The following is a 14,326-nucleotide window of genomic DNA, read 5'->3' on the forward strand; positions in this document are numbered from 1 at the left end:
TCAACGATCTTGATGGCGAGTAGAGGTCGGAGCCGGTCATCCGCTGGTAGAGGAACCGGCGCACGGCCGGCAGCCGATAGTGATCTTCGGGGTGCGTTCCGGTCTTGTCGCAGATCATGAGCCAGGTGACTTCCGGGAGCAGTCTGTTTCCGTTCAACGTTCGGCGTCGCGCGTAGTCGATGGGCACTGCCTGCTCGTCCAGGTACTCGGCGAGCAGGCAGATTGCCGTGAGCACGTCGGTGCCGCCTTGGGCGATCTGGGGCAGGAAGCGTGCGAGCCGGAGTGGGCGCCGCCCGTGAAGACTCTCAGCCGCCAGGTCGTATCGCTCCTGCCACCAGCCGGGAAACAACACCGTCGCGGCCAGGGCCGCGCGCCAGAGACGGTAGTCGATGCGCTGGCTGGGCAGGGCGGTCGGCGGAAGTAGCAGAAGAGCCCAGTTCAACCACAGCAGCTGTGGCAGAAACCGCGACCGCTGCGTGACCCTGCTGTCGCCGGGCACCGGGGTGCGGGGGCGGGTAGTGCAGGTCCTGTAGCGCAGGCGAGGGCCGGTTGCGAGGTGGGAGTCGAGGGTCCTCAAGAACTGCTGCTCCAGGAGGGGAGAGGCGATTCTCGCGATGCTGCGGCGGAACTTGTCGATGAGGCGGCCGTTGCGGCGCATCGCGATCTCTCGGTCCGCCAGGACGGAGATCGTTGTGAAGCTGGCATCGCCGAGTGGATCGCGTGCGACTTCGACAGCGCGGGTGAGGGGGCCGGCCATCACAGCGGCGTCGATGGGCGCGTAGAGCGCGCTGGTTCCGTAGCGCAGGCGAGCCTGTTCGATCTCTTGTCCGCAGTCCAGGAAGTCGCCCGGCTCGGCCCGCAGGAGGCTGCGTGTTGCGATCGCGGTCAGGTCGGTGAAGGCGTCTCGAAGGCTGGAGTCTCGGTCGCCGGCCTCGATCCGATCGAGCAGTCCGTTGATCCATTCCTGTGCTGATAGGACCGGGCTGTTTGGGGCCAGGGCGACGACCGAGGTCTGGGTGAGGTCCGCCCTGCAGATTGTCGACTCGCCGGGTTTCCTCGCCGAGCATTCGTGCTGGTGAACGTCGTGGGTGAAGAAGCTGCGACGATGTGGCCAGCGACCGCATGCCGGGCAGGCGTGGGCAAGCAGGACCTGGTGGCGGGTGCAGGCGATCGACCAGGTGAGACGCCAGCGCAGGGGCCACCTGCCGCCGAGTTCCGCCAGGCAGCGTGGGCAGTATCGGGAACCGACGCCTCGGCCCCAGAGCCTGACACGACGTACCACCCGACGGGTGTCGTGCAGGGCCAGCGCAAAACCGTCGTAGCAGCGCAGGGTCATGGCGTGCAGAAGATCGGCGCTGGTGCCGGTGGTCTGAGCGAGCCGTTCGGCCTCCTCTCCGGTGAGGAAGGTCGTGTAGTCCCCGGCGTGATCGGTGCGGGTGGGGAACGGAGGCCCTGCCGCGATGAACAGGTCGCGCATGCTGATGGAACTCCGCCGGGCGAGAGCACGCAACCATGAGTCCAGCGCCTCGCCCGGCAACGGTTCGACGCGGATCGGCAAACTGCGCGGCGCGGTCACCGGACTGTTCTCCGGGAACCGGCCGGCATGGTGGTCTTGCGTCCGGACCGGAACAGCTCTTCCCATTCCTTGCGAAACCGTTCGGCGGCTTCGTCGAGCTTGACCTGGGCCAGCAGTTCGCGGGTGAGGCGTTCCTCGCCGGTTCGGATCGCGCGCTGGCAGCCCCGCCGGATCAGGGTCATCAAGGAGCCGATGTGGCCAGTGCTGCGGGCCCATAGATCATCGGAGAGGCTGTCGGCCAGCATGCCTGGATACTTGTCGGCCAGCGAGAGTCGTTGCTCCAGGCTCAGCAGGAGCCGCCGCCACTGAGCGCGTCCGCCCTCGTTGTCGATGTCGAAGGGCTTCAGCCCCAGGCGAGTGACCCGCCGTTCCAGCTGCGGGTCGAGGTAGAGCCCCTTGTCTCGCAGGTCGTAGCCGATGAACAGCAGCATGACCGGGAACTCGTTGGCGATGAACTTGAAGTGGTTGCTCAGCTCCGTCCCTGACTGGCTGCGGAACCGAAGAAACTGGAGGTCATCGACGATGAGGAGCCTGGTCTCGCAGGAGATCACACAGTCCAGGGCTCGGTAGGCGAACATGTTGGCGGTGCCGCTGTTGCGGCCGGCGTGGGCGAAGAACTCCAGCATGGCCCAGTTGAAGTCCTTCATGCCGGTGTCGCCGGTCATTCCCACTCGGCAGACTGGCCAGCGCTCGTGGCCCGCGGCGGTGAGCCGACCGTTCTCGGCGATCAGCCGGTTGTGGACGTCCCTGGCGAACGCCAGTGCGGCGGTCTGAGCTGCTCTGGCTTTCATGGAGTCCCTGATGTCTGGGTTTGTTACGATCCAGGCGTAAGGAGAACCACGAGCAGTGCCAGTACCCCGTAAGTACCCCGATGAACTCCGTGAGCGCGCCGTGCGCGAGGTCCGATCCACCGGCCGCCCGGTGGCGCATGTCGCCCGTGACCTCGGCATCCACCCGGAGGCCCTGCGGTCCTGGGTCCGCCAGGCCGAGGCCGACGCCGGAGAGCGGGACGACCGCCTCACCACCGCCGAGCGCGACGAGCTGAAGGAACTCCGCAAGGAAGTCGCCGAGTTGAGGCGCGCGAACGAGATCCTCAAGGCCGCCAGCGTGTTTTTTGCCCAGGAGATCGACCGTCCCCGGACGAGGCCGAGCAGGTGATCGACCACCTGCGAGACGGCTTCGGGGTCGATCCCGTCTGCCGGGTGCTGGAGCTGTCGCCGTCTAATGCTTCTGGCCGAGATACCAGCGGAACGTACGCCACGGTCCTGCGGCCAGCAACCTCTCGATGGGCGCCTCAGTGAAGCGACCGTTCACCAGCTCGGCACCGTCTGGATCCTTGGCCCGTACGGCCGCCGTGGCAACAAGGTCGTGATCCAGCACCAGCCCCCCACCCCTGATCCAACAGCCGACTCGCAACACACTGCTGACCCGTGAGCTCACAGGGGTACAAACCACAGCGATGCCACTCGAACGGGTGATGCTCCTGACCTGCTGATCCGCCTGTCACGTCGAATTCGACCTCTCCTCGACATCGCAGCGCGGACTTCGACATCGAGACACGGAACCTACACGTCAGGATGGTGTCGGGGTGTCGAGGCTCGGTGCCGCCGTTATCTGGGGCTGCTTGGACTTTGCTGCACCCATGAGGGCCGGGCCTGTCAAGCGCGCGTAGGGTGCCTGGCCTCGGCTACCGCCGGCCGGTGGCCCGGAAGGGTTTGGCGCGCAGCGCCTCACGGCTCCACCAGCCGGTGGTTCGCTCCAGCCATTCGACCGCATAGCCGACTCGGTATTTCAGGATTTCCTCGGGCTCCTGGTCGAGGATCCCGCGGGCTATCGGTTCCAAACCCAGGGTGAGCGCCCAGATCCGAGTCCGGCGCACCAGCTCCCAGTCGACATCGACGAGGCCAGGACTCCATTCCTGCGAGAGCAGCCAGGCCGCGTCGAGTGCGGGGTCGAAGAGCTGGGCCGCGTCCCAGTCCAGCACGCCGACCAACCGCCCCGACCCGTCCCAGAGCAGGTTGGACACGTCCAGAGCGCCGTGCACCAGGGAGGGCTCCGGCACGGACAGGTCCCGCGCCTTCGCGATGCGCCGACGTGCCTCGCGACGTCTGGCCCGCGGCAGCCGCGGAACCACCTCACCGAGCATCAATTCCGCCCAGCCGTCGCCGCCCACGCCTTCGTGCGGAACACCGAGGACGTCCGCCAGCGGACCGCAGTCGACCTCGCGCAAGGTGCCGAACAGGGCTGAGAGCTGCTTCATATCGGCACCGAACAGCCCGCCGCGGCCCGAGCGCACGAAGCGTCGGGCAGTAAAGTGCCCGTACATCCAGCTCAGGGCGACTGCGGTGCGTCCTTGGACGGTCACCACCTCGGACAGCGGTTCCGGTACCTCGAACGGCAGGCCCAGCCGTGCCAGGCGGCGCAGCAGCTCGGCCTGGCGTGGCAGCGCCGCGGCGGCGGAGGGCCTGCGCGCCACCCGGACCACGGCGGTCCCGAGCAGCTGCAGCTCGTTGTGCGAGGAGCCGCGCAGGAGGTGCGCCTCGTGCCATCGCTGTCCCGGCAGCGCCGCCTCCGCGACGGCCAGCAGGTCCTCGTCCGCGCGCTCGCTCCCCCTGGTCATCCCGGCAGGGTAGTGCGGGCTGGTGAACACCGGGTGGTCGGCCCTGGCCGCGGCGATCGCGTTCCGTTCGGTCCCGGCGAACGGCCGCGGGCGGCAGCCTGTTTGAGATCGCCGGGACCGGTGATCGGGCCTCCGGCCCTCTTCCCTCTGCCTGCCGCCAGATCCTCGCCCTCTTCGAGAACGCCGACGGCGGCCTGCACGCCAAGGACGTCTGCCGCGCTCTCGGACTCGGCACCGAGCCCCGACACACCGAAGACACCCGCGAAAAGCTGAAACGCCTGGTCAGCCGCGGCATCCTCATCGAACCCGGACCTGGCCTATTCAGCATGCCGCGACCGACCCACCAGAGTTTGCCGACACCCTCCTCAAGCGAGAACCCGACAACAGCCCGCCGAACGCCCGCTCAGGAGTGCAGCTCGAGGAATTCGAGCCGGTTGCCGAACGGGTCGACGGTATGAAAGCGGTCCTGCCCGGGCACCTCGTCGCTGAAAGTGACGAGATATCCGTGGTCTGCCAGTCGGTCCGCGAGCGCACGCAGCCCGCGGATCTCGAAGCCGGGATGGGCCTTGAGCGCGGGCCGGAAGTCCAGCTCCACTCCGAGGTGGACTTGAAAGCCGGACCCCTGAAACCAGCAGCCGCCACGGGAAGCGAGCGCCGGCGGCTTGGGGATCTCGGACAGACCGAGCAGTTCGCCCCAGAAGGCTCGGCACTGCTGCTCGCCGCCGGCCGGGATGGCGAGCTGGACATGGTTGATGGCAGCGAGGGAGAGGGCAGCGGTCATGGCACGGGCCTCCGGCTGGTTCGGTCTCACGGCGATTATCTCGATATCAAGATACATTGTGCGCCGTCGGGCGCCCACCGGTTCCGCTGCGGAAATCAAACCTCCTTCAATGGCGCAAAACACTCAAACGCTCACAGAACTCCCCCTCACACACGGGCGCTTCGGCACTCCGCCTTGTCCTTGTTCCGCGCTTGTGGTGGGCGCCATGGGCGTACGCCTCACCCGTGGCCAGGACCCGCCCGACATCGTGACGGGGCCGGAGTGCGGTTCCTGGAGCCCGGTGGCCGCCCGGGGCCGGGCCGGGATCGTTTCGGCGCACACGCCGGCGATGGGGTCTTCGTGTGGAGGTTCCTGAACCCGCGCCGGACGCGGGTGGGGTGAGCTTGTTCGGTTCGGCCCGTCTCTCCCACGGGCGGCGGAGGTCGGTGGCCAGGAGGCGGGCGAGGCAGAGCCGGGTGTGGGCGGCGAGCAGTTCGGCGGCCTCGTCACCATCCTTCGGAGACGCCAAGCCCTGACCAGCACAAAGCCGGAACCAGCCACCGAAAACACGTGACGCCCAGACACTGCAGCCCACAGGAGAGACTGGCGGCATGCCTGCCGCCGACATGCTCGCGCCCTCGGACGAGATCCACACGTATCTCGTCGCCCGGCTCAACGACGCCCTCCGCCGGCCAGGGATGTGGGGCGGGGAGCTCGGCATCCGGCTGATGCTGGACCACCTTCTGCTTCTTGAGCGTCGGCAGGAAGCATGGGACGACGAGCAGCGCGCCCTGGAGCAGCGCAAGGCGTGGACCCCGACCGGCGTGAAGGGAGCGTTCGGGGGCTTCCTGCCAGCTGATCACGATGCGAGCGTGGCCTCTGTATACGCGGAGTTCGCGCACCGCCAGGGGTGGCTCAGGACCGACCGGGTGCTGAGCACGGACGAATACGCCTCGATGCTCGCCACGATCGACTCGTGGGCCGCCCACGATCGGGTGTGGGCCGACGTGACCTCATTCTTCGGCACGCCGTCAGTTCTGTTCGGCGGTACCAACCCGTACTACGGGAAGACGCTCGGCTACGTGACCGCGGGCCTCTCTGCTCCCATGGTGTTCTTCCACCTCTGGAACGGCACCGACCCGGACGCCGAGCCCTCCTGGCCTCCGGCCCGCGAGCAACCACTGCTTCTGGCGATCCGCCGTGGTGACGCTTCGTTCGCCGCAAGCTTCACCTACACGCCAGAAGGACATCGCCGTCGACCAGCACAGTAGGAGTGATCTCCGGATCACCCCTACTCGTGGGCCGATTACGCTGGGCGATCCCGAAATGTTGATCAGAGTCGGCCAACCGACCGCCGTTGGGGGAGTCTGCCGCGTACTCGGTACGGTCAGTGCATGCAGGAACAACTCGGTCACCAGGGACGGACTGAAACACGGCCAGAGCGCGATCGTGCCACCGTGCCTTCGCAGCCGGAGGTCCGCAGCGCCACGGAAGCCGTCGAAGCCGAGAGAGTGATCTTCATCTGCGACACGTGCGGGATCGTACTGACCGGGCCGCTGCGTCAGCTGTCCTCCGTTCCCGAGGCGCCGTACTACGAGTGGTGGGAGGCCGAGGAGATGGGCCCGTCACCGGCGACGCTACCGCTGGGCTGCTACGCGATCGAGACCGAACCCTGCGGCCCTCCCCTGGTTGTCACCGAGGTACCCGGACCGGCGTACCCACGTCACGGATCCATGCACAACGCGGACGGACGACCACTGGTCTCGCAGGGCCCACGGGGCAACATCGTCATCAATCCCGACGACGCCCGGGGCCTGGAACTGCGACACGCCTCTCCTGCCTGCTGCGGGGCGACCCCGGACGGCGGAATGAACCAGCTGTGCGCATGCGGAACCCTGGTGGCGACCTTGTGCTCCGACTGCTGCCTGCCGTACGAGCTGCACCTCGCACCCGACCGTGTCCGCGCTGTTCGGGTCTGACACCAGCCCGCATCGCCACCCACAAGCGCGTGCGCGGACGTCGGCCGGTGCTGAACGTCTCGTGGTAACCGGGGTTCCTGCGGATGCAGGACCGGAACATTCAACGTAGCGCCGGGGCATGGTGGTTCGGATCGATTCGGGGAAGGTCTGGGCGGCCGGGCCGGGGCCGCGGCGGGCGCTGGAGCCGGTCGGCCGACCACACGGGTCCGTGCGCTCAGCTCATCCGGAAGACCGGTCCGCGCGGGGTGAACGGCAGTACGACGCCGCGCGGGACGAGGAAGGCGTGCTCGCGGCGCAGCCGCAGTACGTCGCACTCACCGTCGGTGATCACCAGGACGGGTGCCCCGGGCGGGAAGTCCTCGGCCCGTTCCAGCAGGTCGATGCCCGGCTGGAGGACGGTGCCGCCGCGACCGTGCACCCGCAGGCGCCCGGCGATCTCTTCGACCGGGAGGTACCCGGCGTCGTGCGGGGCGGCGTCGCAGTGCACCACCCGGGCGGCCGGGACGTCCCGGGCGGCGGCGTAGGAGGCGATCGCGCCGAGCGCCTTGCCGAGCAGTGTCCGGTCCATCGAGCCCGAGGTGTCCAGGACGACCCCGAAGGTGCAGCGCGGCACCTCCTCCTCCGGGTGGTGGCGGCCGGCCCGGGGGATGTCCGGGGTGGCGGACTGCCGGCGGGCGGGACGGGAGTAGCTGCGCACCGGTTCCGGCCTCGGCACGAACTCGTCGAACCAGCGGGCCAGTTGGGCGTCCCAGGGCAGCGGGGGGTGGGCGAGTGCGCGGATCTCCTCGACCAGCCCGGCCGGGAGCAGGCCGCGTTCGCGCCGGTGCAGTTCGAAGCCCTGCTGGAGGCCGCGCCGGTAGAAGTCGTCGAGGTCCACGTAGTCCCGGGGCGGCCCGAGCGGCTCGCCGAGGACGTCCGGGCGGTTCTTCCCGGCCAGGGTGGCGAGGCGGCGGATCCGGCGCTGGTCGCGGGCGATCCGGTCGTACACCTCCTCGGCCGACAGGCCCTTCAGCTGCGGGTCGTGCAGCAGCCCGTCGGGCATCTCGCCGACGCCCATCTCCAGCAACCAGCCGTTGATGACGTAGTCGGCGGCGACGTTGAACAGGAACGGGTCCCGTCCGCCGCGGCGCTCGCCGTGCCGCAGGGCGGCGTGCAGGATCTCGTGGCCGAGGATGAACCGCCACTCCTCGTCGGCGTAGTGGCGCAGCGGGTTGACGTAGATCTCGGCGGCCTCGGCGTTGACGGCGGCGACGGCGATGTCGTGAGCGCGGGCGAGTTCGGCGTCGGCGACGACGGTGAGGCCGGCCGCGATGCCGCCGAGCAGGGGATACGAGGAGACGAACCAGTTGAGTGCCCGGTTCCAGGGCCGCTCGGGCAGGCGTTCGCCGGTCTCGGCGTCGATCCGGCCGCCGGCCCGGTCCATCGCGGCGGACATGGTGCGGGTGAGCGCGGCCGCGAAGGCCGTCGGCCAGTCCTCGCGGGCCTGGCCGTGGCCGCGCCACTCGACGAGCAGCTGGTCGCGTTCGGCGGTGCCGGCCGTCCCCGCGGTGGTGGGCGGCAGGCCGTCGCGGCGCCAGCGGGCAGCCAGTTCCTCCTCGTCGCCGCCCGGGTACTCCTGCGGGAGGGCGACCGGGGCGCGGCCGACCGGGAAGGTGGCGAGGAAGCGGTTGACCACCGCGCAGCGGGCGGCGGCCTGGTAGGCGTCGGGCTGGGTCCGGGTGCCGCAGGCGCCCGGGAGGTGGCCGAAGCCGAGGTGCAGCAGGCAGTGCGCCAGCACCCAGGCCCACTCCTCGGGTTCCGCCCGGCGGCGCGGGTTGACGTGCAGGGTGCCGTTGGAGTCTGCCACCGCCCAACCGTCCGGCGGGGCGGTGGTGCAGTCCTCGGTGCGGCAGATGTCGGCACGCAGGGCGGCGAGGGCCGGGTTGCGGCGGAGCAGTCGGAGGCCCTCGGCGAAGGCCTCGGCGCCCGGGTCCGGCTTCTTCCGTTCGGTCGGGGCGCGCTTCACCGGCGGGCCTCGACCAGGCGGGGCATGTCCCGGGCGGCCTCGATCAGGAACCAGGAGGGCAGCACCGGGTTGCCGTCCGGGCCGTCGGCGATCACCGTCTGGGCGACCTCCACCGAGATCTCGGCCAGCTGCACCAACAGCGACTTGGCCCGGAAGGCGGTCTGCCGCTGTGCCCCGGAGGCGTGCTCCTTGCGGGCGGGCAGTTCCTTGACGAGCCGGCCGCGGAAGGCGTCGGCCAGGTAGTAGAGCAGGTCGCGGTCCTCCAGCCGGTGCGGCCAGCGGGCGTCGCCCTTGAGGATCGTCTCCAGGCCGTAGGAGTTGCGGACGATCTTCGCGTAGCCGCAGAAGGCGACCGCGTGCTGCGCGGTGAGCAGCCCGTAGGCGACGGCCCTGAGGGTCTCTCCCCCAGCCTGGCGGCCGGGAGGTGCCCCCACGTCCAGGGTGGGGCCGAAGGAGTGCAGCGCGTCGGAGAGCATGTGCCAGGCGCGCGGGGTGGAGAACGGTTCCTCGGTCTTGGGCGGGGCGGACCACAGGTGGTCGGGCCGGTCGGTGAGGTGGTCGACGATCCAGGGGTGGATGCCGGCGCCGGCCGCCCAGCGCAGCCAGTCCTCGGCGCTGGCCCGCAGATGGATGTGGACCATGCGGTTGACCAGCGCGGATGCCATCGGGCGGGCGAGCGCGCCGTCGGTGGCGCGGTTCCCGGCGCCGATCACGATCGAGCCGGGCGGCAGCTCGTACGAGCCGATCCTGCGGTCCAAGATCAGCGAGTAGAAGGCCTTCTGGACGTCCGGCGAGGCCGCGTTGAGTTCGTCCAGGAACAGGCAGTACGGCTCGTCGCGGGCGATCTGCTCGGGCGGGCAGAACCGGGAGCGGCCCTCGGGGGTGAGCTGCGGGACGCCGATCAGGTCCTCCGGGGCGAGCTGGGTGCCGACCAGGCTCACGCACTCCAGGCCGAGCGACTCGGCGAACGCCCTGACCAGGGAGGACTTCCCGATCCCGGGGGCGCCCCAGACGAACACCGGGCGGACGGTGGCCAGGCCGAGCAGCAGCTCGGGGATCTGGGCGGGCGAGACGCTGACTGCTCCCTGCACGGGGCTCCTTCGCGACAACGGTGCGTGACCGGCCCAGTGTGCGGTGCGAGTTGGCCGAGCGCACCCGGATTTTCGGTGGCCCGGGTGGGTCCGGGCTTCCGCCATGACCGACACGGGAGGCATCCGGCTCGGCCTCGCGGGGATCGAGGCGGCACTTGAGCGCAACGGCAACGGCCACGACAGCGGTCACATCGAGTTCGTACCGGACGGCAGGGACGGCTCCCGGTGGGGCGGCGACAACACGGGCCTGCTCGCGGCGGTCGGGGCGGCGCTCGCCATCGCGGCCGGGCTCGCCCCGGACGAAGAAGTGCAGCGCAAGGCGATCCTCGCGCACCGCCCCGAACCGGACACCGCCGCCGGCCTGGTCACCTCCGTCGCCGAGATGCTCGATCAAGTGACCCGCGGACGGACCGCTGCCCGACTACCGTTGCTCTGCATGACCCACACCCGGATCGAGGTCACAGTGGAGTTGGTCCGCCACCTGTTGCGTGACCAGCATCCCGACCTGGCCGATCGCCCGGTGAGGCTCGGCGCGCGTGGTTGGGACAACCAGCTGTGGCGGCTTGGCGACGACCTCGCCGTACGGTTGCCCTGGGCGACGCAGTCCGCGGACGCTCTGCTTCGCAAGGAGCACGCCTGGCTGCCCGCCCTCGCCCCGCACCTTCCGCTGCCGGTCCCCGTTCCGCAACGCCTCGGCGAGCCTTCCGAGCGATTTCCGCGGCCCTGGATCGTCACCACCTGGGTGCCGGGCGAGCCCGCCGACCGCGCCCCCGCCACGCGTGCTGCGGAATCGGCCGACATCCTGGCCGCCTTCCTGACGGCTCTTCACCGGCCCGCTCCCACCGCGGCCCCCCGCGGCCGCGGTCGCGGGGGGCCGCTCGCCGACCATGCCGAAGGGTTCGCCAAACACCTCGCCTCGGCCACCGGCATGGGGCTGATCCCCGACCCGGACGCCGTCCGCGCCGTCTGGGAAGACGCCGTTGCCGCACCCGACTGGACAGGCCCGGCCATGTGGCTCCACGGCGACCTGCATCCGGCCAACATCCTCACGACCGACGGCACCTTCTGCGGCGTGATCGACTTCGGCGACCTCTGCAAGGGTGATCCGGCCTGCGACCTTGCTGCCCCCTGGACGCTGCTGCCGGACGGCGCCGCCGACCGCTTCCACGAGGCCTACCAGCCGACCCCGGACACCGCGACCCTGCGCCGCGCCCGCGGCTGGGCGGTGCTGCGCGCCCTCAGCGGCATCCTCATCGGAGAGGCCGGCGTCCACGGGCGCCCCGGCGGCAAGGCCACCTGGGGCCCACCCGCCCACGCCGCGTTGCGACGACTCGTCGCAACAATCCGCCGGCCCGGTGAGCACGGCCCGGTGGTCACCGAGCCCGTCGGGCAGGTCCGGCCACACGGCTGATCGGCCCAGTCCTCGGAACACGAGACCAACGCCATGAAGCCGCCGTCGGCGATCCGCAAAGCCCACCCGCCCGTTCTCACCACACCCACAGAACCCCATCCCACACACCCCGACCACACCCTCCTGAAACGTCAGCGGGTCAACGGCGTTGATGTCGGCTGTTGTGCCGCGTCGGGTTCGGCCTCGGGCTGTCCGTGTCGGTTCGCCACAGGTCTGGTCAGGTCGTTGCCGAGTCATTGCTGGTTGGCGAGGTGGCGGGATAGCTTCACCCCTGTACCACCCGTCCTGTACCTGCCCGGCCGGCACTCTGTCCTCGGCCGGGTCCTGCACCCGGATGATGTGGAGACCACATGGCTCGACGACGTTCCTTACTCCGGCTCGGCCTGGCGATACCGGTCATGCTGTCGCTGACCGCCTCACTCGGATCCCTCCCCACGCCCGCCTCGGCGACGCCCCGAGCACAGTCGGCCGCACAGGCCGAGGACGCACACCCCCTGGCGTACGTCGTCAACACCGAGACCGACCGTCACACGATCGCAGAGGTGCAGCGGGCCATCACCGCTGCCGGCGGCACCACCGTCGTCACGTACGACCGGATCGGCGTCATCGTCGTCCACTCGGCGAACCCCGACTTCGGCAAGCGGCTGCGCGCGGTGCGCGGAGTGCAGTCGGCGGGTGCCACGCGGACCGCGCCGCTGAACACGGTGGGGACGAACGACGAGGGTGCGGTGCGCTACCTCTCCGAGGCCGAGGCCGCGAGGATCGGGAAAGCCTCCGGCGACGGCACCGAACCCCTAGAAGCCGAGCAGTGGGACCTGCGGGCGATCGGCGCGGACAAGGCTGCGACGATCAACCCCGGCAGCAGAAACGTCACGGTCGCCGTGATAGACACCGGTGTCGACGACACCCACCCGGACCTCGCCCCGAACTTCTCCCCCTCGCAGTCCGCGAACTGCGCCGGCGGCAAGGCCGACACCACATACGGCTCCTGGCGGCCAGTGGACCCGGCCTACTTCCACGGCACGCACGTGGCAGGCACGATAGCCGCGGCCCGCAACGGCATCGGCGTCGCGGGCGTGGCACCCGGTGTGCGGGTCTCCGGCATCACGGTCTCCCAGCCCACCCCGCGCCAGCTGATCTACGCCGAAAGCGTCGTCTGCGCCTTCGTGTTCGCCGCCGACCACGACGTGCAGATCACCAACAACAGCTACTACGTGGACCCGTGGCAGTACAACTGCCTGGACGACCCCGACCAGAAGGCCATCGTCGACGCGGTCAACCGCGCCCAGCTCTACGCGCAGCGCAAGGGCACCCTCAATGTCGCCGGGGCCGGCAACGCCAACCACGACCTGGCCTCCAACGCCTTCACCGACGGTGGCAGCCCCAACGACTCCACCCCGGCGAGCCGGACGGTCGACCCGCACAGGTGCTGGGACCTGCCCGCACAACTGCCGGGCGTCGTCGCGGTCAGCGCGACCGGCGCCAGGAACACGAAGTCGTACTACTCCAACTACGGCCTCGGCGTGATCGACGTCGCAGCGCCGGGCGGCGACCAGTACGTGGCCTCAGACACGCCGTCCGGGTCAGGCGGCATCCTGTCGACGATGCCGAACAACCAGTACGGCTACGAGCAGGGCACGTCCATGGCCACTCCCCACGCCGCCGGTGTGGCCGCGCTGCTGAAGTCCGCCCACCCGGACGCGACCCCAGAGCAGTTGCAGGCACTGCTCAAGGCCCAGGCGGACAACCCGGGGTGCCCGGCCGACCCGTACGACTGGAACGGCGACGGCGTCGTGGACGCCACCTGCACGGGCGGCAAGCGCATCAACGGCTTCTACGGCTTCGGCATCGTCAACGCACTGCGCGCGGTCGAGTAGCCGGCACCGGGACAACGGAACGGCCCGGACTGCCCGCATGCGATGTGCGGGCAGTCCTGACCTGTTCTTCGTGGGGTCGGAGCCGTTGCGCCACCGTTTGCCGGTCCGCCGGTTGATGCCGACGAGCCTGCAAGCCTCACGACTGCTCATCCCCTGCTCCGTGAGCCGGGAGTACTCCTCCCGCTCACGGTTCGGCTTCGTGTGCCCTGCGGTGTCCGGATCTTGCGGATCTCGAAGGTCATCGTGTCCCCGGGAGTCGGGTGTCGCGATGGTCGCCGGAACCTGAGTTCCCGGTGGCCCGGCACCGGTCTGGCGGTCCTTGGATAGGCTGCCGGGATGGTCCCCGACGCTCCCCGGCTGCTGCGCGCCGACGCCGCCCGAAACGCGGAAAAGATCATCCGGGCTGCCCGGGAGGTCTTCACCGAACAGGGCCCCGACGCCCACCTCGACGACGTGGCGCGCCGGGCCGGTCTCGGGGCCGCCACGCTCTTCCGCCGCTTCCCCGACAAGGCCGCGCTCCTGCGGGCCGTGCTGGACCAGCGCTTCGGCGAACACGTCCGGCCTGTCATCCAGGCCGCCGCCCACGACCCCGACCCCGCGTCCGGGCTGGCCCGCGTACTGGCGGCAGCCCTGGAATCGGTGGCCGGCGACTACAACGTCCTGGCCGCCGCCCGCGCCGCCGGCGTCCTGACCCCGGCGACCGGCGAGGAGTTCTTCGCCGCCCTCGACGCCCTCCTGGCGCGCGGTCAGGGCGCGGGCGTGATCCGCGCCGACCTCGTGCCCGACGACCTGCACCGCGTCGTCGTCATGCTGGTCTCGGTGCTGTGGACGATGGACCCCCGCGAGGACGGCTGGCGCCGGTACCTGGCCCTGGTCCTCGACGGCCTCTCCCCCGCCGGGGCCCGTCCGCTGCCCTGCCCCGCCCCCGCGCTGCGCGCCCGCACACCCTGACAACCAGGCGGCCAGGCGGCCAGGCGGCCAGGCGGCCAGGCGGCCAGGCGGGTGTC

The 14,326-nt window shown here is 70.3% G+C and carries 12 protein-coding genes and 1 pseudogene; 6 read left to right on the plus strand and 7 right to left on the minus strand.

Annotated elements, in window-relative coordinates; translation table 11 throughout:
- On the minus strand, positions 1 to 1,576 hold a 1,576-nt coding region (locus tag ACFU7Y_RS25180), incomplete at its 3' end, for a TniQ family protein (RefSeq protein WP_380769735.1).
- Complete coding sequence (locus tag ACFU7Y_RS25185; protein WP_380769736.1) at positions 1,573 to 2,367, minus strand: TniB family NTP-binding protein; 795 nt, start codon at positions 2,365 to 2,367, stop codon at positions 1,573 to 1,575. The genes ACFU7Y_RS25185 and ACFU7Y_RS25180, both read right to left, overlap by 4 nt.
- A gap of 55 nt (positions 2,368 to 2,422) precedes the next feature.
- On the opposite strand from ACFU7Y_RS25185, the gene ACFU7Y_RS25190 reads away from it, so the two are divergent.
- Positions 2,423 to 2,734, plus strand: coding sequence for a transposase (locus ACFU7Y_RS25190; protein ID WP_380769737.1), 312 nt, complete (start codon positions 2,423 to 2,425; stop codon positions 2,732 to 2,734).
- A 529-nt stretch (positions 2,735 to 3,263) separates the two neighbouring features.
- On the opposite strand, the gene ACFU7Y_RS25195 is transcribed toward ACFU7Y_RS25190, so the two are convergent.
- From ACFU7Y_RS25195 to ACFU7Y_RS25205, 3 genes and pseudogenes are all read right to left on the minus strand, one after another.
- Complete coding sequence (locus tag ACFU7Y_RS25195) at positions 3,264 to 4,196, minus strand: aminoglycoside phosphotransferase family protein (RefSeq protein WP_380769738.1); 933 nt, start codon at positions 4,194 to 4,196, stop codon at positions 3,264 to 3,266.
- Positions 4,197 to 4,599: 403 nt separating this feature from the next.
- Positions 4,600 to 4,977: a glyoxalase gene (locus ACFU7Y_RS25200; RefSeq protein WP_380769739.1), complete on the minus strand. Its 378-nt coding sequence runs from the start codon at positions 4,975 to 4,977 to the stop codon at positions 4,600 to 4,602.
- Positions 4,978 to 5,083: 106 nt separating this feature from the next.
- Positions 5,084 to 5,449, minus strand: a pseudogene (locus ACFU7Y_RS25205) (hypothetical protein); the annotation flags it as partial.
- A gap of 118 nt (positions 5,450 to 5,567) precedes the next feature.
- Here ACFU7Y_RS25205 and ACFU7Y_RS25210 point away from each other — a divergent pair.
- Positions 5,568 to 6,227 (plus strand): hypothetical protein, encoded by a 660-nt coding sequence (locus ACFU7Y_RS25210; protein WP_380769740.1) that lies wholly within the window; start codon positions 5,568 to 5,570, stop codon positions 6,225 to 6,227.
- A gap of 123 nt (positions 6,228 to 6,350) precedes the next feature.
- Positions 6,351 to 6,935, plus strand: a complete 585-nt coding sequence (locus ACFU7Y_RS25215) for a hypothetical protein (RefSeq protein ID WP_380769741.1) — start codon at positions 6,351 to 6,353, stop codon at positions 6,933 to 6,935.
- A 214-nt stretch (positions 6,936 to 7,149) separates the two neighbouring features.
- Here the strand turns inward: ACFU7Y_RS25215 and ACFU7Y_RS25220 are convergent, their stop codons facing one another.
- Both ACFU7Y_RS25220 and ACFU7Y_RS25225 read right to left on the minus strand, forming a co-directional pair.
- Positions 7,150 to 8,940 (minus strand): hypothetical protein, encoded by a 1,791-nt coding sequence (locus ACFU7Y_RS25220; RefSeq protein ID WP_380769742.1) that lies wholly within the window; start codon positions 8,938 to 8,940, stop codon positions 7,150 to 7,152.
- Positions 8,937 to 10,031, minus strand: coding sequence for an ATP-binding protein (locus ACFU7Y_RS25225; RefSeq protein ID WP_380769743.1), 1,095 nt, complete (start codon positions 10,029 to 10,031; stop codon positions 8,937 to 8,939). Before ACFU7Y_RS25225 ends, ACFU7Y_RS25220 begins: the two co-directional genes overlap by 4 nt.
- Positions 10,032 to 10,467: 436 nt before the next feature.
- On the opposite strand from ACFU7Y_RS25225, the gene ACFU7Y_RS25230 reads away from it, so the two are divergent.
- The 3 genes from ACFU7Y_RS25230 to ACFU7Y_RS25240 all read left to right on the plus strand — a co-directional run bounded on the left by ACFU7Y_RS25230 (position 10,468) and on the right by ACFU7Y_RS25240 (position 14,270).
- Entirely contained in the window at positions 10,468 to 11,442 is a 975-nt protein-coding gene (locus ACFU7Y_RS25230) for an aminoglycoside phosphotransferase family protein (protein ID WP_380769744.1), read from the plus strand.
- A gap of 350 nt (positions 11,443 to 11,792) precedes the next feature.
- On the plus strand, positions 11,793 to 13,319 hold the full coding sequence (locus tag ACFU7Y_RS25235; protein WP_224280016.1) for a S8 family serine peptidase: 1,527 nt from the start codon (positions 11,793 to 11,795) through the stop codon (positions 13,317 to 13,319).
- A gap of 336 nt (positions 13,320 to 13,655) precedes the next feature.
- Positions 13,656 to 14,270: a TetR/AcrR family transcriptional regulator gene (locus ACFU7Y_RS25240; protein WP_224280014.1), complete on the plus strand. Its 615-nt coding sequence runs from the start codon at positions 13,656 to 13,658 to the stop codon at positions 14,268 to 14,270.
- Positions 14,271 to 14,326: the final 56 nt, after the last annotated feature.

The sequence above is a fragment of the Kitasatospora sp. NPDC057542 genome (assembly GCF_042801945.1).
GTDB lineage: Bacteria > Actinomycetota > Actinomycetes > Streptomycetales > Streptomycetaceae > Kitasatospora.

What these genes read in the sequence shown, in the direction of transcription:
- ACFU7Y_RS25185 (WP_380769736.1), bottom strand. Translation starts at nt 2,367, where the DNA reads ATGAAAGCCAGAGCAGCTCAGACCGCCGCACTGGCGTTCGCCAGGGAC.
- ACFU7Y_RS25195 (WP_380769738.1), bottom strand. Translation starts at nt 4,196, where the DNA reads ATGACCAGGGGGAGCGAGCGCGCGGACGAGGACCTGCTGGCCGTCGCG.
- ACFU7Y_RS25200 (WP_380769739.1), bottom strand. Translation starts at nt 4,977, where the DNA reads ATGACCGCTGCCCTCTCCCTCGCTGCCATCAACCATGTCCAGCTCGCC.
- ACFU7Y_RS25210 (WP_380769740.1), top strand. Translation starts at nt 5,568, where the DNA reads ATGCCTGCCGCCGACATGCTCGCGCCCTCGGACGAGATCCACACGTAT.
- ACFU7Y_RS25215 (WP_380769741.1), top strand. Translation starts at nt 6,351, where the DNA reads ATGCAGGAACAACTCGGTCACCAGGGACGGACTGAAACACGGCCAGAG.
- ACFU7Y_RS25230 (WP_380769744.1), top strand. Translation starts at nt 10,468, where the DNA reads ATGACCCACACCCGGATCGAGGTCACAGTGGAGTTGGTCCGCCACCTG.
- ACFU7Y_RS25235 (WP_224280016.1), top strand. Translation starts at nt 11,793, where the DNA reads ATGGCTCGACGACGTTCCTTACTCCGGCTCGGCCTGGCGATACCGGTC.
- ACFU7Y_RS25240 (WP_224280014.1), top strand. Translation starts at nt 13,656, where the DNA reads ATGGTCCCCGACGCTCCCCGGCTGCTGCGCGCCGACGCCGCCCGAAAC.